Consider the following 25,561-nt stretch of genomic DNA (forward strand, 5'->3'; position numbering starts at 1 on the left):
GAAGACCCTGCCGTATGCGTTCCCTGCTCGCCTTCGTCCTAGCGCTCACCCTGGCGCCAGCCCTCGCTCACGCCGCGCCGGCAAGGACCTCAATCGGCCCCTGCATCAGCGCCACGGCCAAGTGCGTGCAGTGGGTGACGCTAAGCGGCGGACCGGCGCGCTCGATGGTCTACGCGACCTATCCGCTCAATGCCCGCAACAGCCACATCCGCCGCGCCCTGATCATGGTCCACGGCACCAACCGCAACGCCGACCACTATTTCACCACGGCGACCGGCGCGGCCTTCCTGGCCGGGGCGCTCGGCGACACCCTGGTGATCTCGCCGGCCTTCCATTCCGCCGACCGCCGGTGCGACGACAAGCTGGCGCCCCACGAGGTGAGTTGGAGCTGCGGCGGCGACAGCTGGCGGTCCGGCGGGATGGCGGCCAGCGACCCCAAGCTCGCCTCCTTCGACTTCATCGACCAAATCCTCAAAGAGCTGGCGGACAAGAAGACCTTCCCAAACCTCAAGGTCATCGTCGTCGCCGGTCACTCGGCCGGCGGCCAGTTCGTGCATCGCTACGAGATGGCCAACCGCATCCACGAGACCCTGGGAACCCCGGTCGCCTACGTCGTCGCCAACCCCTCAAGCTACGCCTGGCCCGACGCGACGCGCGCGTTGCCGGTCGGCGACGGCGCCCCGGCCGCGGCGGTCGCCGGCTGGAACAAGGAGACCCCGCACACCGACTTCAGCTACGGCCCCTTCGCCGACGCCGCTAAGGTCCCGAACTATGACCGCTGGCCCTTTGGCCTGGCGGCCCGCACCGCCGGCTACACCGCGGGCGCCAGCGACGCGCAGCTGAAGTCGCAGCTCGCCGGCCGCCCGACCACCTACCTGCTCAGCCAGGTGGACACCCTGCCGCTCGGCGGCTTCGACGACTCCGCGCCCGCCATGGCCCAGGGCGCCACGCGCCGCGTCCGCGGCGAGGCCTTCGTGAAGTTCATCAACGAGCACCTGGACGCCAAGGCGAAGGTGATCATTGTGCCGGAGTGCGGCCACAACGACCGCTGCGTCTACACCACCGACGCCGTGCTGCCGGTGATCTTCCCGCCGCTCTAGCGGGCGGGCGGCGGCGGTGGCGGCCCCTTGAGCTTCGCCCGCGGCGCCTTGGCGACGTCGTCGATGAAGCCGGCGTAGAAGGCCGCCGCCCGCTCCAGGCCCGGGACCGAGATGGTCGAGGGCGTGTCGCCGGACGAATGGTAGTAGACCTCGCTGGAGATCAGCTGCACCGAGGGCAGACCGGCGCGGATGTAGGCGCCCAGGTCGCCCGGCGCGCTGGGCGTCGGCTCGTAGCTGGTGACCACACCGTAGTTCTTGGACGCCTTCCCCATCAGCTCCCAGACATACGGGGTCGCGTTGACCGCGCCCGCCTGTTTGGTGCTCTCCGTGGTGTTGGCGGTCCAGACGCCGGAGCCGTATCCGCCAGGCTGCGCCTGCCCCGTCGGCCCGGCGCCGCCGCCGGCTGGATCGAGCCGCGCCGCCTGGGTGACGTTGATCTGCGCCAGGTGCTCCAGGTTCATCACCAGGACGGTGTTGGCGATGATCTCCGGATGGGCCTTGATGAAGGCGGCCGCGCCGACCGCGGTGTGGTGGCCGCCGGAGACCATGAACACCAGCGTCCGCGCCGGCTTCTGCTTGCGATGGGCGAAGTAGTCGGCGAGGCCCAGCATCACCGAAAGCCCGTCGGCGTTGTCGTTGGCCCCGTCGAACCAGGCGTCGGCATGGGCGTTGACGATCACCACCTCCTTCGACTTGCCCGGGATGGTGGCGACGCCGTTCCAGGCGGTCAGGTTCGGCCGCTCCTCGGCCTTCAGCGCGAGCTTCATCCGCACCTGCTTGCCGGCTTTCGCCGCCTTGCCGATCACGCTTTCCAGGAAGGCGCCGTCGTCGCCGCCGACCAGGAAGCAGGGCGCTGCATCACACCCGTAGCGGTTGTCGTAGTAGAGCAGGTTTCCGGGGCTCTCGACGGCGTTGATCACGCCCACCGCGCCGCGCTTTTCCAGCTCGCGGGCGACGCCCTTTTCGCGCGCCGCGAACAGGCTGTCGTCGGGGACAACATTGACCACGGCGATCTTGCCCTTCACGTCGAGGTTGGCGAGTTCGGCGGCCGAGCCTCGGCCCACGAACACCAGCGGCCCCTCGGCGGCGGCGGGCTTCACCGTGGCGTTGCGGATCGGCATGGCGGACTTCAGCACCACGTCTGAGGTCCCGGCCCCGAACGCCGGATCGCCCAGCACCCGCAGCTCGAAGCTGACCGGCAGCCACAGGGGCGCGGTTGAGACGTAGGACTCGGCGTGGGCGTCCTTCAGGCCGGACGCCTTCAGTTTGCCGACAGTCCAGTCCACCGTCTTCTGCTCCGCCGGCAGGCCGCTGATCCGGCCGTAGAGCAGATCGCCGGCCGCCTTGCTCTCCAGTGAGAAGTCGACGATCCGATGCACGTCGGCCATCAGCTTGGCGCCCGAGAGCGCGCCGCGCGCATCGTCCTTCGGTCGACCATGGAAAGGTGTCGGTCCGTAGGCTGCCCCGCCGGTGTGGAAGGTCGGCTGGTCGGGCGGGCTCACGGGCCCCGGCGTCGGCACGCCGAACCAGGCTTGCGCGCTCGCCGTCCCCGCGCTCAGCGCCAGCGCCACAGCGCCCGCGGCCAGTCTCGCCAGATGTCCCATGCGCGTCCCCTGCCCTGCTTTGTGGGCAGCCTAGCCTATCAAATCAGATCGCGCAGCCAGGCGACGAGGGGGGCGTCGGCCGGGGGCATAGGATAGTCGCCGAGCTTCGATGGCTTCACCCAGGCGATGGCCTTGTGCTCCTTCGCCACGATCTGGCCGGTCCAGCGGCGGACCAGGTAGAGCGGCATCAGGAGGTGGAAGCTCTCGTACTCGTGGCTCGCGAAGACGAAGGGCGCCAGGCAGGCGTGGGTCACGGCGATCCCCAGCTCCTCCTCCAGTTCGCGGATCAGGCAGGCCTCCGGCGTCTCGCCCGCCTCGACCTTGCCGCCCGGGAATTCCCACAGGCCCGCGAGCTGCTTGCCCTCCGGCCGCTGGCAGATCAGCACGCGCCCGTCGGCGTCGATCAGGGCCGCCGCGGCGACCAGCAGTGTCGGCTTGCTCATTGAGCGGCCGGCGGCCTGTCCGGCGCGCGGCGGCTGGACTTGCCGTTGGCGGGATCGGGATCGCCCCAGTGGTAGGCCTCGCCCAGCGCGCGGAAGATCTCGCCCGCGACGATGCCGCCGGAGTCGCTGTTGGTCATCACCACCACGCCCTGCCCCGCGCCGTCGAGGAAGGCCAGGCTGTTGCACTGGAAGCCCTCGTTGCCGCCGCTGTGCGAGAAGTAGGGGTGGCCGCCGCGCCGCCCGAGCCCCTCGCCGAAGCCATAGCCAGCGGCGGCGTCGACAGGGGTCATCATGGCGCGCGCGCTGGCCTGGGTGAGGATGGCGTGGGGCCGGCCGGCGTAGGCGTCCTGCAGGGCGATCATGAACCGGCCGTAGTCGGAGGGCGTGGTCCACAGGCCCGCCGCCGCATACTCCGGATAGACGTTCCTCCCGCCCGGGATCACCTCGCCCTTGCGGTTGTGGCCGCTGGCGGCGTGCGGGATCAGGGCCGGCGGCAGCGGCTGGGCGAAGGTCGACTGCTTCATCCCGGCGGGGCCCAGGACCAGGGTCTTCAACAGATCCGGATAGGGCTTGCCGCCCGCCTCGACGATCATGAGCTGGGCGACCGTGAAGCCGCCGCCGGAATAGGCGTAGAGCCCGCCGGGCGCCTCGTAGGACTGGATCGCCGGCGTGTTGGAGGGCGGCGTCCCGTTCAGGATCTGCAGGAGGGTGGGGATCGGGACGCCGGCCGCATAGCCGGGGAAGCCGCTGACCGTCATGCCGGCGGTGTGGCTGAGCAGGCGGCGGAGGGTGACCTTGCTCTGGGCGGTATAGGGGCTCGGCGGGACCTTCCAGGCCTTCAGCCGCGTGTTCACGTCTTCGTCGAGGTCGAGCCGGCCCTGCTCCACCAGCTTGAGCGCCGCCGTCGCCGCCAGCGCCTTGCTCATCGACGCCGCCTGAAACAGCGTGTCGGGCGTCGCCGACGGGCCGCCCGCCGTCGCCGCGCCATAGGCCTTGGCCCAGACCACATGGCCGTGCTCGAAGACCGCGACGCTTAGGCCCGGGACCTTCAGCTCGGCCATGCGCTCGGCCAACGTCTTGTAGGTCTGGGTCTCCCCGGCGGTCGCGGTGCGGCCCACGCGGGTCTCGATCGCCGTGATGGCCGCCTGATCGGCCGGCGACGGACCGGCCGCGCGGGCGGCGCTGGTCAGCATGAGCAGCGCGGTGAAGGCGGCGATGGCGAGCTTCATGAAGGCCTCCTGGCGACGGGCGGCCCAGCATGGCGGCCTGCGCTGAAAAGGCCACAGGCCTGCGCCAATCCCCACCGCGTGGGTTGACTTATCCACAGCGAACGCCGATGTGCAGCCCGCGTCACGTTACTGCGACGTGCTCGGTGTTCCAGCCGCGTGGGGTCTCTCCTCTAGAGACCCAGCCTGTAGAGCGCCGTAAGATCCATAGATCGCCCATCACGCGGGGCGCTTCCCCAAAGACCCGCGACCTCCGCGCCCTCGATAGGATCGAGCCGGCGCGTTCGGCGCATATGTGAGACTAAGTTTGACTCAATTTACCGACTTCGGCCTGGCCGCCCCGCTTCTGAAGGCGCTGGCCAGCGAAGGCTACACCCACCCGACCCCGATCCAGGCGCAGGCCATTCCCGGCGTCATGGCCGGCCGCGACCTGCAGGGCATCGCCCAGACCGGCACCGGCAAGACCGCCGCCTTCGCGCTCCCGATCCTGCACCGCCTGGCCGCCGAGAAGCGCCGGCCGGAACCCAAGGGCGCCCGCGTCCTGGTGCTGTCCCCCACCCGCGAACTCGCCAGCCAGATCGGCGAGAGCTTCCGCACCTATGGCAAGCACATGGGCGTCACCGTCGCGGTGATCTTCGGCGGCGTGAAGTACGGCGCGCAGCACAAGGCCATGGCCAATGGCGTCGACGTGCTGGTCGCGACCCCCGGCCGTCTGCTCGACCACCTGCAGGAACGCACCATCAACCTGCGCGGCGTCGAGATCTTCGTCCTCGACGAGGCCGACCAGATGCTCGACCTGGGCTTCGTGCTGCCGATCCGCAAGATCGTCGCCCATATCCCGAAGGTCCGCCAGAACCTGTTCTTCTCCGCCACCATGCCGACCGAGATCGGCAAGCTGGCCAGCGAACTGCTGAACGATCCGCTGCGCGTCGCGGTGACCCCGCAGGCGACCACCGTCGAGAAGGTGAACCAGCGCGTGCTGTTCGTGGAACAGGGCCGCAAGCGCGCGCTGCTGGCCGAACTGTTCGACGACGCCGGCTTCAAGCGCGTCATCGTCTTCACCCGCACCAAGCGCGGCGCCGACCGCGTGGCGCGGGGCCTGGAGCAGGTGGGCGTCGAGGCGGCCTCGATCCACGGCGACAAGAGCCAGGGCCAGCGCGAACGCGCGCTCGCCGACTTCAAGGCCGGCAAGGTCCGAGCCCTGGTCGCCACCGACATCGCCGCCCGCGGCATCGACATCGACGCGGTGACCCACGTCGTCCAATACGAGCTGCCCAATGTGCCGGAGAGCTACGTCCACCGGATCGGCCGCACCGCGCGGGCCGGGGCCGATGGCTCGGCCGTGGCCTTCTGCTCGGACGACGAGCGGACCCTGCTGCGCGACATCCAGAAGGTGACGCGCCAGACCATCCCCTCCTTCGACCGCCGCAACGACAAGCAGCTGGGCGCGGCCACCGCGGCCATGCCCGAGCCGGCCGGCAAGCCGGACCGCGCCGACACCCGCGGCCCCAACGGCCACCGCGGCAAGCACCAGCCCAAGCGCAACCGCAATCACGGCGGCGGCGGAAACGGCGGCGGCCACCGTCCCCATGGACATCAAGAAGGGGGCGCCCCGGCGCGCGGCAATGGCGGCGGCAACGGCGGCGGCGAGAACCGCCCCGCTCAGCGCCCGGCCTTCAAGGGCCCGCAGCGCGGCGGCGGCGGAAGCGCCTCACCGCCCCGCAGCGGCGTCTGGTCGAACCGCTAGACCGAGATCACAGCAAGACAGAAGGCCCCGCAGCGATGCGGGGCCTTTTTGCTGGGCGTGGGCTTGTGGATGTCCATGTCCTAGTCTCCCTGAGCAGGGACCAGGCGAAGCTTCTCGAACTTCCGCCGCACGCCGAGCGAGCGGTCCCGCAGGATGGAGAGCACGGTCACCGGGTCGGCGACGCAGGGCCCCTGGAGCTGTCGCCGCTCGGCCGCAAAGCGCTGCGGGCTCTCAAGGCCGATCGGCTCGTGGACCCGGTCTGCCGAATAGATGGTGAAGACCATGGCGAGTTCGGTGCGCGACTGCAGTTCCTGCAGCCGTCCAATCCTGGCGGCCCATTCGCCGGCCTCGGCGGGACTCATGTGGTCAAGGTCCGAATCCAGCGGCTCCAACTCGCCGGCCAGACTGTGGAGTGTCGTGATATTCGTCGCCAGTTCAGATGGGTAGAAGAAGGCCTTCGTATAGAGCTTCACCGCTTCCGGCCCCATATGATCGGAAACCTGCAGCGAGCGCGCGTTCAGCCAGGAGTCGCTGGTGAACTGGACGAGCGTCGGGGTGTACCGTTGCGCCGGCGCGCGGAAAGTCCCCGTGCGGCGGGCTTCGGCGACCGCCTGGCGGAGCGCGGAGAGCTGGGCGTCCAGGCATGGGGCGTTGGTGAGCCAGGTCAGACTGGAACCCGCATCGCCGCCGAGTTCCTGGTTCAACTGGGCGCGGGTCTCCCCGACCCGGTGGTTCCAGTGCAGGATCTCGACCGCCTGCTCCGCCCCCAGCGCGGTCAGCACGCCCACCACGATGATGGCGTATTCCTTCAGGAACTCGCGAACGCCGTGCCAGGGCTTGGGTTTGTGGATGTCCATGCCGCGCCCCCCAGCGGTTACTGGGGGCGACCGTAGGCGGACTCGCAGAGGCGCCGCAATGGAGCGATGCGTCCTCCTCCCCTTGTGGGAGGAGGTGGCCGCGAAGCGGTCGGAGGTGGGGTTTCTCTGCGTCTCAGCTGGGTCGGATCGGCCGTGTCGCACGGAAGGCGGAGCGCGACCCCACCTCCGTCAACCGTCGGCCGACACCTCCTCCCACAAGGGGAGGAGGATCGCCAATGCGCTGCGCGGGAGAGGAGCGTTCACTTCCCGTCGACCGAGAACGCGATCAGCAGGTTCCTGCCGCCGGGGCCCATCATCACGCCCGGATAGCCGGAGTGCTGGAAGACCATGCCGTTCACGATCACCGGGCCGGTGGCGTCGAGCGCGCCGCCCTTGGCGGCCTTGACGCCGTTGACCGTGTCGTAAGCTCCGCCGGCGGTGTCAAAGTCCCAGACGATGGCGCCGGTCTTGGTGTCGTAGGCGCGCAGGTGGCCGTCGATGGCGCCGGAGAAAGCGACGCCTGGGATAGCGCTGACCGGCGCCGACTGGGCGACCGTGCAGCGCTGGCCCGTCGGGCAGGGCAGGACCGGGGTCGGGGTCTTCCAGACCACCGCGCCGGTCGCCAGGCTGACGGCGTTGAGGCCCGGCGTGCCGCCGCGGCCGCCGTCGGCGATGGCCACGTAGGCGTTGGCCTTGTCGGACGCCATGCCCCATTCCACGCCGCCCGCCGCGCCGCCGCGGCCAAGCTTCACCTGCCAGAGCGTCTTGCCGCTGTCGGGATCCAGGCCATAGGCGACGCCGGACTTCTGGCCGGCGATCAGGATGTCGTGGCCGTTCGGGAGTGTCCGCAGCATCACCGAGGAGCCGAAGTCCACGTCGGGCCCCACGGGGCTGGGGCAATTGGCCGGCCCCTTGGCGTTGGGGGGACAGCCGACCATGAAGTTGTCCTTGGCGGTGACCTGGTTGCGCCACTTCACCTGGCCGGTCTTCAGGTCGATGGCCATGACCGCGTCGGCGCCGTCGGTGTCGACGTCGGTGTAGCTGTCGCCGGTGGTGGCGTAGAGGACGCCCCGCTTGGGGTCGAGCGTCGGCGCCGACCAGATCGCGCCGCCGGCCGGACCGGTGAGGTGCTTGCCGCCGGCGTCCCGATAGGGCTTGGCCGGCTGGTCCACCGAGTAGGTCTTCCAGATCACCTTGCCGGTGGCGGCCTGCAGGGCCACGACGCTGCCGCGGAAGCTGCAGCAGACATAGTCGGCCTCGTTGGTGGCGATCTCCTCGCTGGAGGAGACCGGCACATAGACCACGCCGTTCAGGAACGTCGACGCGCCGGTCAGCATCGAGCGCGCGTGGGTCTCCAGCTTGGTCGACCACAGGAGCTTGCCGGTCATGGCGTCCAGCGCGAACTCGGTCGCCCGGTCATCGCCGAGGAACACCGCATAGCCGCTGGGCGAGGCCGCGAGCCTGGCGACCACGGGCGCGGTCCGCACGCCGCCCTTGGCGTCGTAGCGCCAATAGGCGCAGCCGGTCTTCGCGTTCAGCGAATAGACCTTGCCAGCGTTGCTGCCGAGGAACAGCCGGTCGCCGACGGCGGTCACCTGGGTGTTCTTCGAGCCCGGATAGGCGAAGGTCCATTTCACCTTCAGCTTCGGGACATCCGCCGCCGTGAGGCCCGGCTTTGTCTGGAAGCGGGTGTTGGCGCTGTCCGGGCTCCAGCCGTTCCAGCCGCCGGCCTCCAGCCTGATCGGGTCGGCTTTGGGGCAGAGGTTCGGCTCGGGCCCCTCGGCCACCTTGGGCAGCGGCGCATGGCCGGTGATGTAGATGGCGACGGCCTCGATGTCGTCGTCGCTCATGCCGGCCGCGTTGGCGCGCATGACGCCGCGGCTCAGCGCGTTGACGATGGTGTCGGGGCCCATGGCGATGAGCGCGTCCTTGCGCGGCGTCCGATCGCCGCCGGCGTCGTGGCAGGAGGCGCAGCGGGCCTGGTAGAGCTGCATGCCGTGGGTGCGGTCGCCCAGGAACATCTTCAGCGGCGGCGCGTCCTGCGCGATGGCCAGGCCGGCGCCCAGCGCGATCGTCCCAACCACGCCAATCCTGGCCGCCAAAGCGGCCACGGTCCAAAGCCTCATCATCGCGCCCCTCCCAGGGTCATATCGTTACAATCTGTATCCGGAGCGGATTGGGCGAGGTCAAGCGCGCCGGAGCCTGCCGGGGCTCCGCGCCGAAATTGAGCGGTTCGCCCCGCCGCCTCGCCCGATGCAAGAACTTGCTCGCACCTTGGCCTTTGAGAGGCTTAGGTATCGGCCGGGGAAAGCCAAGGGGCGCGATTGGACGGCACGGACCTCATCGAGGCGGACGGCGCGGACCTATTGTCCGACGCCGCGGTGGCGCGCCTGCGCGCCCACCCGCGCTTCCGCGAGGCCGTCGAGGCGCACGCCGCCGGCGTGCTGGCCGAATACGAAGCCCAGGATGGCCACGACCGCTGGCTGCTCAAGGACCTTGGCCGCGCTGCGCTGTGGCTGGGGGTGATGATCCTCGACAGCATGCCCGGCGGCCTGACGGTCAGCGGGCTCGCCGCTACGGCCGCCCAGAACCAGGTGTGCAGCCGCGGCCGGGTGCTGGCCTTCGTCCACTACGCGCTGGACAGCGGGCGGCTCGCACTGACCCCCGGCCCCGAGCCCTGGGTGCGGCGGCGGCTGACTCCGACGGCGGCCTTCATGGCGGCGTCGCGGCGGCGCATGATCCTGCAGTTCCAGACCGCCGCCCTGCTGGCGCCCGAGATCGCCGCGGCCCTGCCCCGGCTCGCCGCCGACAGCGTGGTGCAGCAGGCCAGCGTCGCCGCCGGGATGCTGCTGACCGTGCGTCCGGAGCTCAACCGAAATCCCGGCGGGCCGCTGCGCCAGATCTTCATCGCCCGCGATGGCGGCATGCGGATGCTGCAGCACCTCTTGCTGCGCCAGCCGAAGGTCCGCAGCCGGCTGCTGGCTGCCGCGCCGCTCAGCCGTGCGGCGCTCTCGCGCCGCTACGGCGTCTCGCGCACCCACGTGAACCGCCTGCTGAGCGACGCGCAGGACGCCGGCGCGCTTCGCCTGGAGGGCCGCGACCGGGTGGTCTTCTCGGAAGCCTTCTCCGACGAGGTGGAGGCCTATTTCGCCGGCACGTTCCAGGTCTGCCGGGTGATCGCCCAGGGAATCACGGCGGAACCCGCCTAATTTTCTGGCCCCGCCTAGCTGCGGTAGTCGCCGTTGATCTCGACGTAGCGTTTGGTGAGGTCGCAGGTCCAGATGCTGGCGGATCCGCGACCCATGCCGACGTCGATGGTGACCTCCAGCTCTTTCTTCTTCATGTAGGCGCTCATCCTGGCCTCGCTGTAGGTGGGCGAGACCAGGCCGTCCTGGGCGGCGACCAGATCGCCGAACTTCACACTCATGGAGTCACGGTCCACCGGCTCGTCGGCCCGGCCCACGGCCATGACGATGCGGCCCCAGTTGGCGTCCTCGCCGGCGAAGGCGGTCTTGACCAGCGGGCTCTCGGCGACGGTGCGGGCGATCTTGCGCGCCGAAGCGTGGCTCTCGGCGCCGGTGACGGTGACCTTGATGAACTTGGTGGCGCCCTCGCCGTCGCGGACCAACTGGTGGGCGAGGTCCATCAGGACGTGCTCCAGCTTGTCGCGGAAGTCGGCCAGGCGGCGGTCGCCGGCGCGGCTGATCTTCGGCGCGCCGGACTTGCCGGTGGCGAACAGCAGGAGCGTGTCGTTGGTCGAACGGTCGCCGTCCACCGTCACGGCATTGAAGGTGCTGCGGGTGTAGAGGCTGACCAGGTTCTGCAGGGCGGCCGGCGAGATCGCCGCGTCGGTGACCACGAAGGCCAGCATGGTGGCCATGTCCGGCGCGATCATGCCGGAGCCCTTGCAGACGCCGCTGATCCTGACCTGCACGCCGTCGATGTCGGCGACCGCGTGCGCGCCCTTGGGGAAGGTGTCGGTGGTCATGATCGCGGCCGCCGCGCCCACCCAGCCGTCCTCGGTCAGGCGATGCTCGATGTCCGGCAGCTTGTGGACGATCTTGGCGTCGTCCAGCAGGACGCCGATCACCCCGGTCGAGGCCACCATCACGTCGCGCTGGCGGCAGTCGAAGCGCTTGCCCGCGGCGGAACAGACCCGGCGGACGGCGTCGGCGCCCGGGCGGCCGGTGAAGGAGTTGGCGCAGCCGGCGTTGACGACCAGCGCGCGCACGCCCTCACCCTTGGTCATCTCCAGGTGGCGCTTGCACCAGTCGACCGGCGCGGAGCCGACGCCGTGGCGGGTGAAGACGCCGGCGCAGCTCGCTCCGTCCGGGAAGCTCATCACCAGGAGGTCGTCGCGTTCGTGCTTGTAGAAGCCGGCGCGGGCGGTCGCCATCTGCACCCCGGCGATCGGCGGCATCTTGGGGAAGGGCACGGCCAGCGGCGAGATCGGCATGGCGCTCTTGGCGGGCGCAGGCGCATCCGGGACGGGGGCGGCGAACTGCTGAGCAGCTTGTTTGAAGGCCCGCTCCAGGCTGTGGCCGACGGCCTCCACCGGACGAGAGGCGGCCTCCAGAGCCTTCGCAGCCTTGGACACCGGGCTTGGCTTCTTGCTCATTTCTTGACCCCCTTGGCAGGCATGGGCGCAGGCGCGGCGGGCGGAATCAACGCCGGGGAGACGCCCGTCTTCGGTGCGTCGGCGGGCGGGACCGCCTGGGCCGGGGTGTCGGTCTTGACCATCACCTCGACCTTGGCGCGGCCCCGCAGCTTCTCCAAGAGGTCGCGGATCTGATCGTAGGTCAGGAAGCGCACGATCTGCGGCCGGGCGGCCTCCAGGGTGATCGGCTGCTCGACGCGGCGGTCCTCGACCTTGACCACGGCAAAGCCGCCCTCCACCGGGAAGGGGCCGACGATCTGGCCGGGCTTGGCGGCCTTCAGCGCCGCGTCGTAGGTCTCCGGCATGACGTCGATGGTGAAATAGCCCAGGTCGCCGCCGTTGAAGCGGGTCGCCGCGTCGGTGGATTTCTCCATGGCCAGCGCCTCGAAGGAGGCGCCCGACGCCAGGAGCTTCTTCACCGCTTCGCCCTCGGCGGCCGTGGCGACGACGATCTGGCGGGCGTGGATCTCCTCGGAGCGCTTCGCGAGCTTCAGCTGCTCCTGGTAGAGGCCGCGCACGGCGTTGTCGTTGACCGCGTCGGAGACCACGCTCTCCACCAGCATGTCGCCCAGCACCCGGTCTCGGGCGGCGACCAGGCGCCGGCCGGCCACCGGGTCCTTGTCGAGCTTGCGCCGCACCGCCTCGCTGGCCAGCAGCCGCTGGTCGACCACCTCGTCCAGCACGCGCCGGAACAGGTCGGAGGAGACGTCCAGCGGCTCGCCCTCCCCGATGAGACCTTGGCTCACCGCCTCGCGCTTGACGTCGGAAGACCAGACGGTCTGGCCGTCGACCCTGGCCACCGCCCGGTCGCCGCGTTCCGGCGCGTGCTCGGTCCCGCCGCCGCGCCCGCAGCCGGCCAGTGCCAGGCCCACGGCCAGAGCCGCCGCCAGCATGGGGCCGGCGAGGAGCGCGGATCGGGAGGCGCGGCTGGCGGCCATGCGGATCACCCTCGAAACGGTGGGGAGTTTCACGTCCCGCAAAGCGCTTGCGGGACGCCGCCCGTCCCTAGCCATTTACATTCCGGGATGCAAAGGTTGCGACCGAATGCGCCCGCAAGGTCCCCCCAAAACAGGACCGGGGCCGCGGCCAGATATTTCGGAGGAACATTTCAAATGCGCGAAGCCGTCATCGTCTCCTATGCCCGCACGGGTCTCGCCAAATCCGGCCGCGGCGGATTCAACATCACGCCCACCGTCTCCATCGCCGCCCACTCGGTGAAGCACGCCGTGGCCAAGGCCGGGATCGAGGGCGGCGCGGTCGAGGACATCTTCATGGGCAACTGCGCCCATGGCGCCGGCAACATCGCGCGCCAGTCGGGCCTGCTGGCCGGCCTGCCGATCACCGCCGCCGGCGTGACCGTCAACCGCTTCTGCTCCTCGGGCCTGCAGACCATCGGCATGGCCGCCAACTACGTGCGCAACGACGGCGCCGACGTGGTGGTGGCCGGCGGCGTGGAGTCGATCTCCATGCCCAACATGGGCGTCGGCAAGGACAATTTCGATCCGGAGCTGACCAAGATCGCGCCGGCGATCTTCATGGCCATGATCGACACCGCCGACATCGTCGCCGAGCGCTACAAGCTCAGCCGCGAATACCAGGACGAATATTCCCTGGAGAGCCAGCGGCGCATGGCCGCCGCCCAGCAGGCCGGCAAGTTCGCCGACGAGATCGTCCCGATGAAGACCAAGATGAAGGTGGTCAACAAGGAGACGAAGGAGGAATCCGTCGTCGACTACGTGGTCACCAAGGACGAGTGCAACCGCCCCGACACCACCGCCGAGGGCCTGGCCAAGCTGGAGCCGGTGAAGGGCCCCGACAAGTACATCACCGCCGGCAACGCCAGCCAGCTCTCCGACGGCTCGGCCGCGGTGGTGATCATGGAAGCCAAGGAGGCCGCCCGCCGCGGCCTGGAGCCCATGGGCGTCTTCAAGGGCTGGGCCGTCGCCGGCTGCGAGCCCGATGAGATGGGCATCGGCCCGGTGTTCGCGATCCCGCGCCTCTTGGAGCGCCACGGCCTGAAGGTCGACGACATCGATCTGTGGGAACTGAACGAGGCCTTTGCCTCGCAGTGCCTCTACAGCCGCGACAAGCTCGGCATCGACCCGGAGAAGTACAACGTCAACGGCGGCTCCATCGCCATCGGCCACCCCTTCGGCATGACCGGCGCGCGCCTGGCCGGCCACGTCCTGCAGGAAGGCAAGCGCCGCGGGGCCAAGAACGTCGTGGTCTCCATGTGCATCGGCGGCGGCATGGGCGGGGCCGGTTTGTTCGAGGTTTTCTAGGCCCAGACCTGAAGCGCGAAAATGCGGGCCCTCCCCTTTGCGGGAGGGCCTTTTTCGTTGGCAGTTGCGTCAGGCGGGGTGAGCGCCCGCCTGCTTTGCCCTTCGCAGCGCCTCGTCCAGCGCCTCGTCGGCCCCGGTCGCGACGTCGGGCGCGACGCCCTTGCCTTCCCAGTCCCAGCCGGTGTCCGGGTCATAGGTGCGCCCCACCGGCACGAAGGCCGCGAACCGGGCGCCGATCGGCAACAACGCGCCGTAGTGGCCGGCGCCGTAGGTTGTTTCGCCGATCAGGGTGGCCCGGTGCGTGCGCTTGAACGCCAGCGCCAGGTGCTCCGCCGCCGAGGCCGTGCGCCGCGAGGTCAGGTAGTAGACCGGCGTGTTCTGCAGCCGCCGCTCGCCGGGATCGGGCGTCACCACGTGGTCCTGGCGGACGATGGAAGGCGGCGAGACCTGGCGCACCAGGGTCGGGCCGTCCGGCGCCGCGCCGGGGCCGGTCACGCCGGCGCGGGTGTCCATGCGCAACAGGTCGGTCTGCTGCGCGTAGAACAGCGGAAGGATCGCGTCCATCACCGCCAGGCCGCCGCCGCGGTGAGGCCGCGCGTCGATGATCACCGCCTTGGCGTCGGCATGCGCCAACAGGAAAGAGAGCGCCTGGTGCGCGGTCAGAGGGCCGTTGGGGAACTCGTTGAAGCGCAGATAGGCCACATCGCCGATCATCCTGGCCTCTTCCAGTCCAGGCGGGCCGTTCGGCAACGCGCTCTGCGGCGCGTCCCCCCGCGCCGGACGGGCCGCCGCAAAGACGGCCCGAGGCGCCAGCCGCAGGTGCCCATCGGGGGACACCGCCTGCAGGTCCGCCGTGACCCTCTTGCCGAAGTCCTCCGGGTCGCTGAGTCCGTCATAGGCGCCCTTGGCGAGGTTCGCGCGCAGCATCACGGCGTATCGCGCGCCCACCTCGGGGAACACGAAACTGGCCTCCAGAGTCCTGGCGAGCTCGGTGACCGCCTGCTCGCGCTCGGCCGCCGCGAGGGGCTTTTCGGCGGCCACCAACGGCTCCGGCGCAGGCTGGGCGTAGGCGACGCCCTCGGCGCCGGGCGCAAAGGCCAGGATCATCGCGGTGAAGGCCAACAGTCGACGCATTCAACCTCCGGAGCTTGCCCTGATGTCATGCCACGCGGCCGACGCGCGCGGGCGGCGAATGGAGCCCGCACGCCGCCGCGCCGAGGCCCCAGGGCCCGCCGTCACGCTCGCCGCGCGCATATCCGCTGCGCCCGCCGCCTCGAACCGCGGCGAGCGTTCGGCCGCGCCGCCCGGCGGGCCCGCCCCTTGGTCAAACCGCCGCCGCCGACTAAAGGCTGCGGCATGGAGCATCCCTCTTTCCGCAGCCGATTCTTCTGGGGCGTGCCAGACCTGGAGGCGTTTCAGCGGGCGCTGGACGGGTTGATCGCGACCACCCGGATCAACAAGGGCTGGTTCGCCGGCGACAATCTGATCGCCTTTGGGCGCAACCTGGGCTTCCTGAACGACAAGCGGTTCATGGCCGCCTGGGGCGCGCACGCCAAGGATCTCCATGAGCGCGGCGTGCTCTGGCGCACGGCGACGGTGGTCTGGGCGGCGCGGCAGGCCCTGCGCCGCGACGGCGATTTCGTCGAGTGCGGCTGCTACAAGGGGACGACCGCACGCATCCTGATCGACAGCGCCGACTTAGGCGAGCGCCGCTATTTCCTCTACGACCTCTTCGACCACGACGCCTCGATGAACCATAACGCCATGCCCGATCACGGCGCGGGCCTGTTTTCGGCCACCCAGGCGCGGTTTGCGGCGTTTCCGAATGTGAAGGTGATCCAGGGCGCGGTGCCGGAGAGCTTCTCGCAGGGCCTGCCGGAGAAGATCGCCTTCGCCCACATCGACATGAACAACGCACCGGCCGAGATCGGCGCGCTGGACGCCATCGAGGACCGCCTGGTTCCCGGCGCCGTGATCCTCCTGGACGACTTCGGGGCGCTCCCCTACCGCGCCCAGCACGTCGCCGAGACCGAGTGGTTCGGCAAGCGCGGCATCCCTGTGCTGGAGCTCCCAACCAGCCAGGGGCTGGTGATCTGGTGAGCTAAAGGAGACACAGGGGCGGTCCTGCGCGGGCCGGTCGCGTTGACACGCAGGGGTCGCCTGCTTAAGTCTCGCGCGCCCTGAAATGAGCGAATTTTCCCGGCAGGCGAAGGGCGAGAGCCGCGCCCACCGCACCCAACCGGACCTTTCCCCTTGAGCATCTTCCAACGGTTCTTCGGCTCCTCCAATGACCGCAAGGTCAAGTCGATGCTGGCGCGCGTCCAGAAGATCAACGCGCTGGAACCCCAGACCCAGGCCCTGTCGGACGCGGACCTGCGCGCCAAGACGGTGGAATTCCGCGAGCGGCTGGCCAAGGGCGCGACGCTGGACGACCTGCTGGAAGAGGCCTTCGCGGTGGTCCGCGAGGCGGCGCGCCGCGTGCTGGGCCAGCGCCACTACGACGTGCAGCTGGTCGGCGGCATGGTGCTGCATCAGGGCGGCATCGCCGAGATGCGCACCGGCGAGGGCAAGACGCTGGTCGCCACCGCGCCCGTCTATCTGAACGCGCTCGCCGGCAAGGGCGTGCACCTGATCACCGTCAACGACTACCTGGCGCAGCGCGACTCCGAGTGGATGGGCCAGATCTACCGGTTCCTCGGCATGACCGTCGGCGTGATCGTCCACGGCCTTTCCAACACCCAGCGCCAGGACGCCTACGCGAGCGACATCACCTACGGCACCAACAACGAGTTCGGCTTCGACTACCTGCGCGACAACCTGGTCTATGACGCCAGCGAGATGGTCCAGCGCGGCCACAACTTCGCGATCGTCGACGAGGTCGACTCGATCCTGATCGACGAGGCGCGCACGCCCTTGATCATCTCCGGCCCCACCGAGGACCGCAGCGAGTTCTACAAGACCATCGACCTGCTCATCAAAGAGATGATCAAGGATCCCACGACCTACGACTTCGACGAGAAGCAGCGGCAGGTGATCCTGACCGAGGAGGGCTCGGAGAAGATCGAAGAGGTGCTGATGACCGGCGGCCACCTGGCGCCGGATTCCGCCGGTCTCTACGACGCCGTCAACGTCTCGACCGTGCACCATGTGAACCAGGCGCTGCGCGCCAACGTGCTCTACCAGCTGGACAAGGACTACATCGTCCGCGCCGGCGAAGTGATCCTGATCGACGAGTTCACCGGCCGCATGATGCACGGCCGCCGGCTCTCGGAAGGCCTGCACCAGGCGATCGAGGCCAAGGAAGGCGCGGTGATCCAGCCGGAGAACCAGACGCTGGCCTCGGTCACCATCCAGAACTACTTCCGCCTCTATACGAAGCTGTCGGGCATGACCGGCACGGCCTCGACCGAGGCCCAGGAATTCCTCGACATCTACAAGATGGACGTGGCCGAGATCCCGACCAACCGGCCGGTGGTCCGCATCGACGACGACGACGAGGTCTACCGGACCAGCGCCGAAAAGCACGTGGCGATCATCGCGCTGATCGAGGACTGCTACCGCCGCGGCCAGCCGATCCTGGTGGGCACGGTCTCCATCGAGAAATCCGAGCAGCTCTCCGAGATGCTCAAGGCCCACAAGTTCGAGATCGACGGCAAGAAACAGACCGGCATCCCGCACAACGTGCTGAACGCCCGCTACCACGAGCAGGAGGCGCTGATCGTCGCCGACGCCGGCGTGCCGGGCGCGGTGACCATCGCCACCAACATGGCCGGCCGCGGCACCGACATTCAGCTGGGCGGCAACGTCGACATGAAGGTCCTGACCTGGCGCGACGAGCAGCTGGCGCAGGGCGTCGTCGTGACGCCGGAGATGGCGCTGGAGCACAAGGCCCGCATCGAGGGCGAGATCGCCACCCTGAAGCAGCAGGCGCTGGCCGCCGGCGGCCTGTTCGTGCTGGGCACCGAGCGCCACGAGAGCCGGCGCATCGACAACCAGCTGCGCGGCCGCACCGGCCGCCAGGGCGACCCCGGCCACTCGAAGTTCTTCCTCTCCTGCGAGGACGACCTGTTGCGCATCTTCGCCGGCGAGCGGCTGGACGGGATCATGCGCACCTTCGGCGTGCAGGAAGGCGAGGCGATCACCCACAAGTGGCTGAACAGCGCCATCGCCACGGCCCAGAAGCGCGTCGAGCAGCGCAACTACGAGATCCGCAAGAACCTCTTGAAGTACGACGACGTCGTGAACGACCAGCGCAAGGCGGTGTTCGAGCAGCGCGCCGAGTTCATGGCCGCCACCGACATCTCCGACGTGGTCGCCGAAATGCGCCGCGACACCATCGAGGACTTCGTCCGCCGCTTCCTGCCGCCCAAGGCCTATGCCGAGCAGTGGGACATCGAGGGCCTGGACGAGCACGTCCGCGGGTTCTTGGGCCTTGAGCTGCCGCTGAAGGCCTGGGCCGCCGAGGACGGCATCGCCAACGAGGAAATCGAAGACCGCATCGTCAAGGCCGCTGAGGCGCGGGCCGCCGAGCGCGACGCCCAGGTGGGCGAGCACATGCGCACGGTGGAGAAGAGCTTCGTCCTGCAGATGATCGACCTGCAGTGGCGCGAGCACCTGATGCACCTCGACCACCTGAGGAACGTCATCGGCCTGCGCGGCTACGGCCAGCGCGACCCGCTGAACGAGTACAAGACCGAGGCCTTCACCCTCTTCGAGACCCTGCTGACCGACCTGCGCCAGAACGTCACCCGCTGGCTGATGACCGTGGAGTTCCAGTTCGAGGCGCCGCCGTCCCCGCCGCCCGGCCGCTTCCAGGAGGTGCATCTCGACCCGCTCACCGGCGAGAACGCGGCGACCATGGGCGGCCTGCCGGACGGCCTGAACACCGAGCAGCGCCAGGCCCTGCCGGTCTCCGCGCTGCCGGAAAACTGGGAAAACACCGGCCGCAACGCCCCCTGCCCCTGCGGCTCCGGCAAGAAGTTCAAGCACTGCCACGGGGCGCTGGTTTAGGGCCGCTGGTATAGGGCCGCTGGTCTGACCTTCATCCCGCCGGCTTGAACGGCGCCTCGCGCGGCCCCACCTCAACAGCGGATCGAGGGGACGCGGCGATGAGATTCCTGGGACGATACCTGGCCGGCGCGTCCTCGGCCCTGGCCCTTGCCGCGCCAGCCTTCGCCCAGCCGCCGCAGCCGGTTCCGACGACCCGGATCCTCGCGGTCGGGACCATCGTCCCCGGCGCGGACCTGGCGAAGGTGACCGCCATCCTGCCGACCGAGGTGCGGGCCACCGCCCAGCTCTACCTCGAGGGCAAGATCGACCAGTGGTACTCGCAGCAGGACAGGCGCGGCGTGGTCTTCATCCTCAACCTCACAGACCCCAAGGCCGCCGAGGCCATGCTGGAAGCCCTGCCGCTGGGCCAGGCGCACCTGATGAAGTTCGAACTGACCCCGCTCGGCCCGCTCAGCCCGCTGCGCCAACTCATCGGGCCGCCGGCAAGGTAGGCGCTCAGCGGCGTTTGGACTGTTTCGCGGCCGCCTTGGCCCGCGCCACGGCCAGCGCCCTGCGCGCCCAGGCGGCGGCCTCGTCGGGGTCGTCCAGCGCCGCCTCGGGCAGGCGCCAATAGGACATGCTCCCGCCCGCCTTTGAGCTGAAGCGGTAGACCCAGCGGACGGAGCCCTGCGCCTCCATCTCCGCGCGCAGCGCCTCGTCGGCCTGCAGATAGACCGTCTCGTCGTCGATCAGGCCGAAGATCAGGTCGCCGGCGTAGAGGGCCTCGACGCCGAACATGCGCTTGAAGCGCACCGGCCCGAAGCCGGCGAACAGTTCTTCGACGAAGGCGTGGAAACCGCTCATGCGTGCCCGGTTCTACGCCCGCGGCGGGTCCACGCAACCGATCACGGCGACGCTCGTTTTCCAGGCTTCAGTATGCGGGTTTTTGGACATGACCACCTACCGCGCCTATCGCCTCAACCAGCGCCGCCACATCCTGGACGGCCAGTGGCTGGAGGCGCCCAACGACGCCGCCGCCGTCGACCAGGCCGAGGCGCTCTGCGAAGAGGGCGCTCCCATCGTCGAGCTTTGGCAGGCCAACCGCCTGGTCGACCAGATCGACTGCGCCGAGGACGACGACTGTCCCTGCGATGACTAGAGGCTGACCCAGTTGCCGTGGAAGCCGAACGGCACGCGCCGGGGCATCTCGGCCACCGCGATCGGCCCGCGCGCGACGTCCTGCGCCTCGAAGACCGCGAAGTCGCTGCGATCCTCGCCGGCGCGGTAGATCACCGCCGTCACCCAGCCATCGCCCTCCGGCGCATCGGCCGAGCGCGGCACGAACACCGGCTCCGACGTCGCGTCGCCCGCGTCCAGCGCATAGACCTGCCGCTTGCCCGTCTGCAGGTCCAGGTGGGCGATCGCGTTCAGCCGCACGCCGGCCTGGCCGGTCGGATCGGCGGCGTACCAGCCATGCCGGTGCCTGAGCGTCTCGACGCGCGGGTCGACGCGGGGGAACTCGCCGGCCAGGTCGTCAAGCGTCTCTTCCCGAATGGCGTCGGAATCGCCGGCCAGGTCGAAGGTCCAGCGGACCAATTTGGCGGAGGCCCTGTCCCCGGGCGAGCCGTCGGCCTTGGGGAACAGCGGGGCCACGTTGTAGCGCATGACGTCGCAGTAGATCTTGTCGCCGTCTTCCCATGAATTCAGCGGGTGGAAGACGTAGCAGGCCGGCGCGTTGAACCAGCGGATCGTGGAGACGTCCGCGTCGCGGCGCATCACGCCGACGTGGCTGCCCTTGTCCGGCTCCCAGGCGAAGGCCGGGCCGCCCTTCATGACGCGCTCCAGGCTGCCGGTCAGCGGCAGGATCGGGAATAAAACGTGGTTCTCCGTGGTCATAAAGTCATGGACCATGGAAGCGAAGGGCGCCTGGAAGTCATCGCGGCGCACGACCGTCCCGTCGGCGGCGGTGACGCCGTAGCTCATGCCCGCCGACAGCGGCGCGCCGACGCCATAGCCGAACCAGACCATCTCGCCGCTGACGGGATCGATTTTCGGGTGGGCGGTGACGTTGCCCCTGTACGGGCGGACGTAGCCCTTCGACTCCAGCGTGCGGACATCCATCTCAAAGGGATGGTGCGCCTCTTCCAGCGCCAGCAGCCTGCCGGCGTGGAACAGGATGTTGGTGTTGGCGACGCCGCCTTCGTTGCCCGCGGTCAGGGGATCGCTGGTCAGCGGATTGCCCATCGAGCCGAAGAGGGCCCGGCCGTGCCGGTGCTCCAGCTCCCACTTGGGCGTGCGGACGTAGCGGTTGCGGTAGCGGACCTTGCCGTCCTCGACATAGAAGCCGTGCACCATGCCGTCGCCGCCGAACCAGTGGTAGTGCTCCGGGTCCCGGGGCTCGAACTGCGGGTTGGGGCCGGTGCGGAAGAGCGCGCCGCGCAGGCCCGCCGGCATCTCGCCGGTGATCTTCAGGTCGAAGTCGTCCTCGCTGCGGACCGGCGCGAAATTGCCGGCGAGATAGGGGTTGATGCGCACGTTTCCGTCCATGGGCCCGCTCCGATGACGACTCTGGTTGAAACTTACTACGTAAATTTATTACGTAAAAAGTGGCGTTACGCAAGCCTTTTGGTGCAAGTCTGAGTCGGACATGCCTCGCGTACTCTCTGACACCGATGTTGCGGACTTCCGGGAGCGGCTTTGCGAAGCCGCCGAGCGGCTATTCGCCGAGCGCGGACCCGACGCGGTGACCATGCGGCAGCTGGCCGCCGAGCTCGGCGTCTCGCCGATGACGCCGTACCGCTATTTCGAGGACAAGGACGACATACTGGCGGCGGTGCGAGCGAACGGCTTCACCCGGTTCGCCATCGCGCTGGAGACCGCGCGCGACGGCGCCCGCGGCGCGCGGGCCATCGGCACGGCGGTGGGCGAGGCCTATGTGACCTTCGCCGTCGAGAACCCGCACGCCTACAAGCTGATGTTCGACTTCAACCAGCCGCATGCTGAAAAGTACCCGGAGCTGGTCGCCGCCGGGCAGCGCGCCCAGAAGACCATGACCGGCTACATCAAGGACGCCATGGCCGAGGGCCTGATGGAAGGCGATCCCGAGCAGATCGGCCTGATGAACTGGGCCGCGATCCACGGCGCGGTGATCCTGGAGCTGGCCGGCATGCTGCCGCCCGGCGGCGCGCGGATGATCTTCCGCGGCTTCGACACCGCCCTGATACGCGGACTGCGGCCGCAGGACTGAGGCGGCTTGACCGCCTGCGCGGCGCGTCCGAAGTGTCCTCCTCGTCCGGGAGGCGCGCGATGAGCGAGATCAAGCCGTTCGAGGTGAGCTGGAGCGAGGCCCAGGTCGAGGCCGTGCTGGGCCAGGTCCGCGCCTATCCCTGGCCGCCGATCCCCGACGTCCCGGATGGCTGGGCCTACGGCTGCGACGGCGGCTGGCTGCAGGGGTTCTGCGCGCACTGGACGAACGGCTACGACTGGCGCGCGGCGGTCGCCGACCTGAACCGCTTCCCGCAGTTCACCGCCCGCGTCGAGGACTACGATATCCACTTCCTGCATGTGGTCGGCGAGGCGGGCGGCCAGCGGCCGCTGATCGTCACCCACGGCTGGCCGGGCTCGCACTACGAGTTCTGGCAGGCGATCGAGAAGCTGGCCTTCCCCAGCCGCTTCGGCGGCCAGGCGGCGGACGCCTTCGACCTGGTGATCCCGTCCCTGCCCGGCTTCGGCCTCTCCTCCAAGCCCACGCGCCCCATCGGCCAGCGCACCACCGCGCGGCTGTTCAACGCCCTGATGACGCAGGTGCTGGGCTACGACAGCTACCTCGCCCAGGGCGGCGACTGGGGCGCGATGGTCACCTCGTGGCTCGGCCGCGATCACGGCGCCCACGCCCGCGCCATCCATCTCAACATGCTGGGCTTCCGGCCCCACAGCGGGCCGCAGGGCGAGGCGGAAGTGGCCTGGGCGCAACGCCAGGCCGGCATGATGGACATCATGGGCGCCTATTTCCGCCTGCAGGTCTCCAAGCCGCAGTCGATCGCCTGGATGGGCGCGGGCAATCCGGTGGGCCAGGCCGCCTGGATCTGCGAGCGGTTCCACGACTGGTCGGACCTGTCGAAAAAGGACCTCGACGGCGCCTACGGCAAGGACCGGCTCATCACCAACATCATGCTCTATGTGATGACCGACAGCTTCGCGACCGGCGCCTGGTACTATCGCGGCCTGGTGGAGGAAGGCGGCCTGGCCTTCGAGCCCGGCGAGCGCTGCGAGACGCCCACCGCCTTCGCCAATTTCCCCGGCGAGCCGCTCTACCAGGCGCCGCCGAGGTCCTTCGCCGAGCGCGCCTACAACATCGTCCGCTGGAGCGACATGCCGCGCGGCGGCCACTTCGCGGCCATGGAGGAGCCCGACCTCTTCGTCGACGAGGTGCGGGCCTGGGCGAACAGCCTCTAGTGTGAGAGACAGCCCCATGCCTGCCGCCGTCCCGCCCGTCCGCCCCATCACGCTCGCCGAAATCGAGGCCGCGCGCGGCCGCATCGCCGGGACCTGTGTCCGAACGCCGCTGATCCGCCTGGAGCTGGGCCCGGACTTCCCGGACATCCGGCTGAAGCTCGAGAACCTGCAGCCGATCAACGCCTACAAGCTGCGCGGCGCCGCCAACGCGGTGGCCATGCTTTCCGACGCCGAGCGCGCCAAGGGCGTCTGGACGATCAGCGCCGGCAATGCGGGTCAGGGCGTCGCCTATGCGGCGCGCAAGGCGGGCGTTCCCTGCACGGTCGTGGCCATCGAGACCGCGCCGACCGCCAAGCTGGAGCGGATGCGGGCGCTCGGCGCGAGGCTGGTGCTGGTCTCCTACGAGGGCGCCTGGAACGCGCTGGACGAGCGCGCCTATCCCGGCGTCGAGGGGACCTTCATCCACCCGTTCGACGACGACAACTTCATCGCCGGCCACGCGACCATGGGCCTGGAGATCCTGGAAGACTGCCCGGACGCCGCCACCGTCATCTGCGGCGTCGGCGGCGGCGGGCTGATCACCGGGGTCGGCAGCGCCGTGAAGGCGAAGAACCCCGCCATCAGGCTGTGGGCCGCCGAGCCGGACACGGCCGCGCCCTTGTCGCGCTCGCTGGCGGCCGGATCGCCGCAGCGGTTCCCCGAGTGGCAGGCCTCCTTCGTCGACGGCGCCGGCGGCCAGAGCGTCTTTCCGCGCATGTACGAGCGGATGAAGCCGCTGGTGGACGGCGCCATCGTCGTCACCCTCGACGAGACGCGGCGCGCCATGCGGCTGATGGCGGAGAAGGCGCGGATCATCGCCGAGGGCGCGGGCTGCCTGCCGCTGGCCGCGGCCTTGTCGGATCAGGGCAAAGACCTCAAGGGGCCCATCGTCTGCGTGGTCTCCGGCGGCAATATCGACATCTCGACCTTCCGCGAAATCATGGCCGCGACGGCGAGCTGACCGCGACCATGACCCGCTACGACTTCGTCTCCGACAACACCGCCGGCGCCGCGCCGGAGGCCATGCAGGCCGTGCTCGAGGCCAATGCCGGCTATGCCGCCAGCTATGGCGCAGACACTGTCACCGCCCAGGCCGCCGACCTGATCCGCCAGTTGCTGGACGCCGACGCCGAGGTGCGGTTCGTGGCCAGCGGCACGGCCGCTAACGCGATCGCGCTGGCCGCGCTGTGCAAACCCTTCGAGGCCGTGCTCGCCCACGAGCATGCCCATGCCGCCACGGACGAGACCGGCGCGCCGGGCTTCTTCGGCCACGGCCTGGGGATGACCCCGCTCCCCGGCGCGGACGGGAAGATCGACGCGGCGGCCATGGCGGCCGCGCTCGCCGAACCCGAGAACGGCCATGTCCAGTCGCCCGGCGCGCTCTCGCTGACCAACGCCACGGAGTACGGCGGGGTCTACTCCACCCAGGCGATGGCCGGCCTGATCGGCGCCGCGAAGGCGACGGGCGGCGGCGTCCACCTGGATGGCGCGCGGATCTTCAACGCCGCCGCCGCCGGCTTCGACCTGGTGGCGATCCGCCCGCTCGGCGTCGACATCCTGGTGATCGGCGGGACCAAGGCCGGCATGCCGCCCACCGAGGCGCTGGCAATCTTCGACCGGCGCCTCGCGCGGCGCCTGGATGCCCGCCTGAAACAGTCGGGCCAGCTCCCGTCGAAGGGACGCTTCTACGCCGCGCCGTTCATCGGCATGCTGCGCGAAGGCGCTGTGCTGCGCCACGCCGCCCACGCCAACGCCATGGCCCAGCGCCTCGCCGCCCAGATGCCCTTCAAGCTCGCCCACCCGGTGGAGGCCAACGGGGTCTTCGTGGAGATGGACGAGGCCACTTACCAGCGCCTGACGGCGGCGGGCTGGGCGGCCAACCGCGTCTTCGACAACTCGGTCCGCTTCATGTGCTCCTGGGCGACGACGGCGGAGAGCGTCGATTCCCTGGCCGAGGCCCTCGCGGCGATCGCCTGAAGCGTCAGCGCACGGACGGCTCCGGGGCCCGACCCCCGCACTAAAACCCACGCGGGTGTGACTGCAAAGGCGCACTCCTGGAGGGAGCGCAGCAATACAGCGCACGAAACATTTCGGCGCTGTGACCACAAGGGCGCACTCCCGAAGGGATTGCAACAATACGTTGTACGAAACGTTTCGTGCCG

22 protein-coding genes are annotated in these 25,561 nt (G+C 69.7%); 12 read left to right on the forward strand and 10 right to left on the reverse strand.

The genetic code is table 11. The features are described 5' to 3' along the window. Positions 1–14 precede the first annotated feature (14 nt). Positions 15–1,100, forward strand: coding sequence for a hypothetical protein (locus VKQ35_RS06775; protein ID WP_324359848.1), 1,086 nt, complete (start codon positions 15–17; stop codon positions 1,098–1,100). On the opposite strand, the gene VKQ35_RS06780 is transcribed toward VKQ35_RS06775, so the two are convergent. Genes VKQ35_RS06780 through VKQ35_RS06790 form a run of 3 tightly spaced genes read right to left on the reverse strand, consistent with a single transcriptional unit; the run spans position 1,097 to position 4,376 of the window. After that, a complete protein-coding gene (locus tag VKQ35_RS06780; RefSeq protein WP_324359850.1) occupies positions 1,097–2,704 on the reverse strand; it encodes a M28 family peptidase in 1,608 nt (535 codons plus the stop codon). The two genes, VKQ35_RS06775 and VKQ35_RS06780, sit on opposite strands and share 4 nt — an antisense overlap. A gap of 38 nt (positions 2,705–2,742) precedes the next feature. After that, positions 2,743–3,147 carry an 8-oxo-dGTP diphosphatase MutT gene (mutT, locus tag VKQ35_RS06785; RefSeq protein ID WP_324359851.1) on the reverse strand — a complete coding sequence of 135 codons (405 nt, stop codon included), beginning with the start codon at positions 3,145–3,147 and terminating at the stop codon, positions 2,743–2,745. Then, on the reverse strand, positions 3,144–4,376 hold the full coding sequence (locus VKQ35_RS06790; RefSeq protein WP_324359854.1) for a serine hydrolase domain-containing protein: 1,233 nt from the start codon (positions 4,374–4,376) through the stop codon (positions 3,144–3,146). Before VKQ35_RS06790 ends, mutT begins: the two co-directional genes overlap by 4 nt. Positions 4,377–4,680: 304 nt before the next feature. Here VKQ35_RS06790 and VKQ35_RS06795 point away from each other — a divergent pair, with 304 nt between their 5' ends. Further along, on the forward strand, positions 4,681–6,120 hold the full coding sequence (locus VKQ35_RS06795) for a DEAD/DEAH box helicase (protein ID WP_324359856.1): 1,440 nt from the start codon (positions 4,681–4,683) through the stop codon (positions 6,118–6,120). 80 nt (positions 6,121–6,200) lie between these two features. On the opposite strand, the gene VKQ35_RS06800 is transcribed toward VKQ35_RS06795, so the two are convergent. Together VKQ35_RS06800 and VKQ35_RS06805 are read right to left on the reverse strand one after the other, a co-directional pair. Further along, on the reverse strand, positions 6,201–6,977 hold the full coding sequence (locus VKQ35_RS06800; RefSeq protein ID WP_324359858.1) for a hypothetical protein: 777 nt from the start codon (positions 6,975–6,977) through the stop codon (positions 6,201–6,203). A gap of 260 nt (positions 6,978–7,237) precedes the next feature. After that, the gene (locus tag VKQ35_RS06805; protein WP_324359860.1) at positions 7,238–9,106 is read right to left on the reverse strand and encodes a PQQ-binding-like beta-propeller repeat protein; all 1,869 of its coding nucleotides are present in this window, start codon (positions 9,104–9,106) and stop codon (positions 7,238–7,240) included. Between the two features lie 195 nt (positions 9,107–9,301). On the opposite strand from VKQ35_RS06805, the gene VKQ35_RS06810 reads away from it, so the two are divergent. Further along, positions 9,302–10,186: a hypothetical protein gene (locus tag VKQ35_RS06810; protein ID WP_324359861.1), complete on the forward strand. Its 885-nt coding sequence runs from the start codon at positions 9,302–9,304 to the stop codon at positions 10,184–10,186. A gap of 14 nt (positions 10,187–10,200) precedes the next feature. On the opposite strand, the gene argJ is transcribed toward VKQ35_RS06810, so the two are convergent. Further along, entirely contained in the window at positions 10,201–11,595 is a 1,395-nt protein-coding gene (gene argJ / locus VKQ35_RS06815; protein WP_324359863.1) for a bifunctional glutamate N-acetyltransferase/amino-acid acetyltransferase ArgJ, read from the reverse strand. Next, entirely contained in the window at positions 11,592–12,527 is a 936-nt protein-coding gene (locus tag VKQ35_RS06820; RefSeq protein ID WP_414692321.1) for a peptidylprolyl isomerase, read from the reverse strand. Before VKQ35_RS06820 ends, argJ begins: the two co-directional genes overlap by 4 nt. 219 nt (positions 12,528–12,746) lie before the next feature. On the opposite strand from VKQ35_RS06820, the gene VKQ35_RS06825 reads away from it, so the two are divergent. Further along, positions 12,747–13,916 carry an acetyl-CoA C-acyltransferase gene (locus VKQ35_RS06825; RefSeq protein WP_324359865.1) on the forward strand — a complete coding sequence of 390 codons (1,170 nt, stop codon included), beginning with the start codon at positions 12,747–12,749 and terminating at the stop codon, positions 13,914–13,916. Between the two features lie 69 nt (positions 13,917–13,985). On the opposite strand, the gene VKQ35_RS06830 is transcribed toward VKQ35_RS06825, so the two are convergent. Next, the gene (locus tag VKQ35_RS06830; protein WP_324359867.1) at positions 13,986–15,050 is read right to left on the reverse strand and encodes a S41 family peptidase; all 1,065 of its coding nucleotides are present in this window, start codon (positions 15,048–15,050) and stop codon (positions 13,986–13,988) included. 222 nt (positions 15,051–15,272) lie between these two features. On the opposite strand from VKQ35_RS06830, the gene VKQ35_RS06835 reads away from it, so the two are divergent. The 3 genes from VKQ35_RS06835 (at position 15,273) to VKQ35_RS06845 (ending at position 19,417) form a co-directional block, all read left to right on the forward strand. Then, the gene (locus tag VKQ35_RS06835) at positions 15,273–16,016 is read left to right on the forward strand and encodes a class I SAM-dependent methyltransferase (protein ID WP_324359869.1); all 744 of its coding nucleotides are present in this window, start codon (positions 15,273–15,275) and stop codon (positions 16,014–16,016) included. A 207-nt stretch (positions 16,017–16,223) separates the two neighbouring features. Beyond that, positions 16,224–18,926 (forward strand): preprotein translocase subunit SecA, encoded by a 2,703-nt coding sequence (secA, locus tag VKQ35_RS06840; RefSeq protein WP_414692322.1) that lies wholly within the window; start codon positions 16,224–16,226, stop codon positions 18,924–18,926. A gap of 98 nt (positions 18,927–19,024) precedes the next feature. Continuing rightward, positions 19,025–19,417 carry a hypothetical protein gene (locus VKQ35_RS06845; RefSeq protein ID WP_324359875.1) on the forward strand — a complete coding sequence of 131 codons (393 nt, stop codon included), beginning with the start codon at positions 19,025–19,027 and terminating at the stop codon, positions 19,415–19,417. Positions 19,418–19,421: 4 nt separating this feature from the next. Here the strand turns inward: VKQ35_RS06845 and VKQ35_RS06850 are convergent, their stop codons facing one another. Then, positions 19,422–19,769 (reverse strand): TfoX/Sxy family protein, encoded by a 348-nt coding sequence (locus VKQ35_RS06850; RefSeq protein WP_324359877.1) that lies wholly within the window; start codon positions 19,767–19,769, stop codon positions 19,422–19,424. Between the two features lie 88 nt (positions 19,770–19,857). Between VKQ35_RS06850 and VKQ35_RS06855 the strand changes: the two genes are divergently transcribed. Beyond that, positions 19,858–20,064: a hypothetical protein gene (locus tag VKQ35_RS06855; protein WP_324359879.1), complete on the forward strand. Its 207-nt coding sequence runs from the start codon at positions 19,858–19,860 to the stop codon at positions 20,062–20,064. Here the strand turns inward: VKQ35_RS06855 and VKQ35_RS06860 are convergent. Beyond that, positions 20,061–21,452, reverse strand: coding sequence for a carotenoid oxygenase family protein (locus VKQ35_RS06860; protein ID WP_324359881.1), 1,392 nt, complete (start codon positions 21,450–21,452; stop codon positions 20,061–20,063). The genes VKQ35_RS06855 and VKQ35_RS06860 overlap by 4 nt on opposite strands. Before the next feature lie 100 nt (positions 21,453–21,552). Between VKQ35_RS06860 and VKQ35_RS06865 the strand changes: the two genes are divergently transcribed. From VKQ35_RS06865 to VKQ35_RS06880, 4 genes are read left to right on the forward strand one after another with little or no spacing between them, the layout of a single operon-like run. Continuing rightward, positions 21,553–22,152 carry a TetR/AcrR family transcriptional regulator gene (locus VKQ35_RS06865; protein WP_324359883.1) on the forward strand — a complete coding sequence of 200 codons (600 nt, stop codon included), beginning with the start codon at positions 21,553–21,555 and terminating at the stop codon, positions 22,150–22,152. Positions 22,153–22,211: 59 nt separating this feature from the next. Then, the gene (locus VKQ35_RS06870) at positions 22,212–23,360 is read left to right on the forward strand and encodes an epoxide hydrolase (protein ID WP_324359885.1); all 1,149 of its coding nucleotides are present in this window, start codon (positions 22,212–22,214) and stop codon (positions 23,358–23,360) included. A 16-nt stretch (positions 23,361–23,376) separates the two neighbouring features. After that, complete coding sequence (locus VKQ35_RS06875; RefSeq protein WP_324359887.1) at positions 23,377–24,360, forward strand: threonine ammonia-lyase; 984 nt, start codon at positions 23,377–23,379, stop codon at positions 24,358–24,360. Between the two features lie 8 nt (positions 24,361–24,368). After that, entirely contained in the window at positions 24,369–25,376 is a 1,008-nt protein-coding gene (locus VKQ35_RS06880) for a beta-eliminating lyase-related protein (RefSeq protein ID WP_324359889.1), read from the forward strand. Positions 25,377–25,561 lie beyond the last annotated feature (185 nt).

This window comes from Phenylobacterium sp. (genome assembly GCF_035309685.1).
GTDB lineage: Bacteria > Pseudomonadota > Alphaproteobacteria > Caulobacterales > Caulobacteraceae > Phenylobacterium.

What these genes read in the sequence shown, in the direction of transcription:
- VKQ35_RS06775 (WP_324359848.1), top strand. Translation starts at nt 15, where the DNA reads ATGCGTTCCCTGCTCGCCTTCGTCCTAGCGCTCACCCTGGCGCCAGCC.
- VKQ35_RS06780 (WP_324359850.1), bottom strand. Translation starts at nt 2,704, where the DNA reads ATGGGACATCTGGCGAGACTGGCCGCGGGCGCTGTGGCGCTGGCGCTG.
- mutT (WP_324359851.1), bottom strand. Translation starts at nt 3,147, where the DNA reads ATGAGCAAGCCGACACTGCTGGTCGCCGCGGCGGCCCTGATCGACGCC.
- VKQ35_RS06790 (WP_324359854.1), bottom strand. Translation starts at nt 4,376, where the DNA reads ATGAAGCTCGCCATCGCCGCCTTCACCGCGCTGCTCATGCTGACCAGC.
- VKQ35_RS06800 (WP_324359858.1), bottom strand. Translation starts at nt 6,977, where the DNA reads ATGGACATCCACAAACCCAAGCCCTGGCACGGCGTTCGCGAGTTCCTG.
- VKQ35_RS06805 (WP_324359860.1), bottom strand. Translation starts at nt 9,106, where the DNA reads ATGATGAGGCTTTGGACCGTGGCCGCTTTGGCGGCCAGGATTGGCGTG.
- argJ (WP_324359863.1), bottom strand. Translation starts at nt 11,595, where the DNA reads ATGAGCAAGAAGCCAAGCCCGGTGTCCAAGGCTGCGAAGGCTCTGGAG.
- VKQ35_RS06820 (WP_414692321.1), bottom strand. Translation starts at nt 12,527, where the DNA reads ATGCTGGCGGCGGCTCTGGCCGTGGGCCTGGCACTGGCCGGCTGCGGG.
- VKQ35_RS06825 (WP_324359865.1), top strand. Translation starts at nt 12,747, where the DNA reads ATGCGCGAAGCCGTCATCGTCTCCTATGCCCGCACGGGTCTCGCCAAA.
- VKQ35_RS06830 (WP_324359867.1), bottom strand. Translation starts at nt 15,050, where the DNA reads ATGCGTCGACTGTTGGCCTTCACCGCGATGATCCTGGCCTTTGCGCCC.
- VKQ35_RS06835 (WP_324359869.1), top strand. Translation starts at nt 15,273, where the DNA reads ATGGAGCATCCCTCTTTCCGCAGCCGATTCTTCTGGGGCGTGCCAGAC.
- secA (WP_414692322.1), top strand. Translation starts at nt 16,224, where the DNA reads ATGCTGGCGCGCGTCCAGAAGATCAACGCGCTGGAACCCCAGACCCAG.
- VKQ35_RS06845 (WP_324359875.1), top strand. Translation starts at nt 19,025, where the DNA reads ATGAGATTCCTGGGACGATACCTGGCCGGCGCGTCCTCGGCCCTGGCC.
- VKQ35_RS06850 (WP_324359877.1), bottom strand. Translation starts at nt 19,769, where the DNA reads ATGAGCGGTTTCCACGCCTTCGTCGAAGAACTGTTCGCCGGCTTCGGG.
- VKQ35_RS06855 (WP_324359879.1), top strand. Translation starts at nt 19,858, where the DNA reads ATGACCACCTACCGCGCCTATCGCCTCAACCAGCGCCGCCACATCCTG.
- VKQ35_RS06860 (WP_324359881.1), bottom strand. Translation starts at nt 21,452, where the DNA reads ATGGACGGAAACGTGCGCATCAACCCCTATCTCGCCGGCAATTTCGCG.
- VKQ35_RS06865 (WP_324359883.1), top strand. Translation starts at nt 21,553, where the DNA reads ATGCCTCGCGTACTCTCTGACACCGATGTTGCGGACTTCCGGGAGCGG.
- VKQ35_RS06870 (WP_324359885.1), top strand. Translation starts at nt 22,212, where the DNA reads ATGAGCGAGATCAAGCCGTTCGAGGTGAGCTGGAGCGAGGCCCAGGTC.
- VKQ35_RS06875 (WP_324359887.1), top strand. Translation starts at nt 23,377, where the DNA reads ATGCCTGCCGCCGTCCCGCCCGTCCGCCCCATCACGCTCGCCGAAATC.
- VKQ35_RS06880 (WP_324359889.1), top strand. Translation starts at nt 24,369, where the DNA reads ATGACCCGCTACGACTTCGTCTCCGACAACACCGCCGGCGCCGCGCCG.